This window comes from Microbacterium sp. CPCC 204701, assembly GCF_004010105.1.
GTDB lineage: Bacteria > Actinomycetota > Actinomycetes > Actinomycetales > Microbacteriaceae > Microbacterium.
The window spans coordinates 1-1,523 of record NZ_RRYE01000548.1 but is presented as its reverse complement, the minus strand read 5'-3'; the positions used below and the strand labels follow the sequence as shown (position 1 = coordinate 1,523).

The 1,523-nt window shown below is 72.6% G+C and carries 2 protein-coding genes; both read right to left on the bottom strand.

The window, feature by feature from the left end; translation table 11 throughout:
• On the bottom strand, positions 1-1,112 hold a 1,112-nt coding region (locus EIO58_RS17740; RefSeq protein WP_205789372.1), incomplete at its 3' end, for a serine/threonine-protein kinase.
• 14 nt (positions 1,113-1,126) lie between these two features.
• On the bottom strand, positions 1,127-1,523 hold a 397-nt coding region (locus EIO58_RS17735; protein ID WP_164861862.1), incomplete at its 5' end, for an FHA domain-containing protein.

The following is a 1,523-nucleotide window of genomic DNA, read 5'->3' as shown; positions in this document are numbered from 1 at the left end:
CCCGGTCCGGCCGAGGTGGGCGCGCGACGCATCGTGGCGTCGACGGCGTCGGGTGCGGCGGCGCCCGATGAGGGGCGGGCGATGGTCGCGTCGACGGCCCGCTCCGGGCCGGACCGCGGCGCGAATCTCGAGCCGCTGGGCGCGGTGGTGGCGGAGGGACGAGTCAGGCCTGCGGCAGGAGCCGTCTCGGGATCGATGCTCACCACGCCGCGGACACGCGTGAGGCCGTCGTCCTCGTCCTGCTCGACGTCCTCGGGCACGTGGTCGTCGAGGATGTCGATGGCCGTGACCGCGTGCGACAGCTCGATCTGCACCTTCTGCAGGGCGCGCGCGAACGCGATCGCGCTGTCGTACCGGTCGGCGGAGGGCTTCGCCATCGCCCGCTCGAGGGCGCGCTGCAGCGACACCGGGATGTCGGCGCGGCCGAGCGCCGGCAGCGGCATCGTCTCGATGCGCTGGATGAGCTCGGCGGCGCCGTTGCGCTGGCCCGGCAGCTCGAACGGCGAGCGGCCGGCGAGCAGCGTGTACACCGTGGCACCGAGCGCGTAGACGTCCGACCGGGGGTCGCTGCGGGGCACGTCGGCGAACGACTCGGGCGGCGACCACGGGATCGACAGGCCCGCCGATTCGGCGGCGGCGCTCGTCGTCGAGGCGATGCCGAAGTCGGTGAGGGCGGGCCGGTTGTACTCGGTGACCAGGATGTTGGCGGGTTTGATGTCACGGTGGAGCACTCCGGCGCGATGCGCCGTCTCGACCGCCGCCGCCACCTGGATCCCGACCCGCAGCGACTCCGCGACCGAGAACGGCTCACGGCGGTACCGCACCTGCAGGTTGGGCTTCGGGCAGTACTCCATCACCAGGTACGGGCGGCCGTCGCGGGCGACGCCCGCCTGGTAGATCGTCACGATCGCGGGGTGGGTCGACAGCATCGCCATGACGTTCGCCTCGGCAGTGAACTCCTCGACCGACGCGCTCGAGATGCGATCGGTGAGCAGCACCTTCACGGCGACACGGCGCTTGGGCAGCTGCTGCTCGTAGAGATAGACGTCGGCGAAACCGCCCGAGCCCAGCAGGTCGAGGTAAGTGAAGCCGGGCAGGTCCGGCGGTGTCATCGGGGCGCGTTTGCTCACGACATCTCCTCGACGGCGACGGTGATGCCGTCACCCAGATCGAGCACGTCGCCCGGCACGACGACCGTGCCCTCACCCGGGTGCAGGCGCACCGGGTCGCTGCCGGCGCGGCGCAGCGTGGTGCCGTTGGTGGTGCGCAGGTCGGTCGCGACGATGCTGTCGCCTTCGACCCGCACCTCGACGTGGCTTCTGGAGATGTCCTGCTGGGGGCTGTCGACCGCGACGAGATGCGGCAGGTCGGTGCCCGACACGCGCGTCGAGCGCGGGCGGCGCCCGATCACGACGGTGCGATCGAGCGCGACCACCTGGCCGTTCGACACGCGCAGCCGCCACGGCGACAGTGGTCGCGGCGGCGCAAGGGGTGGCACCGACGAGGTCGCCGCCTCGCCGCCC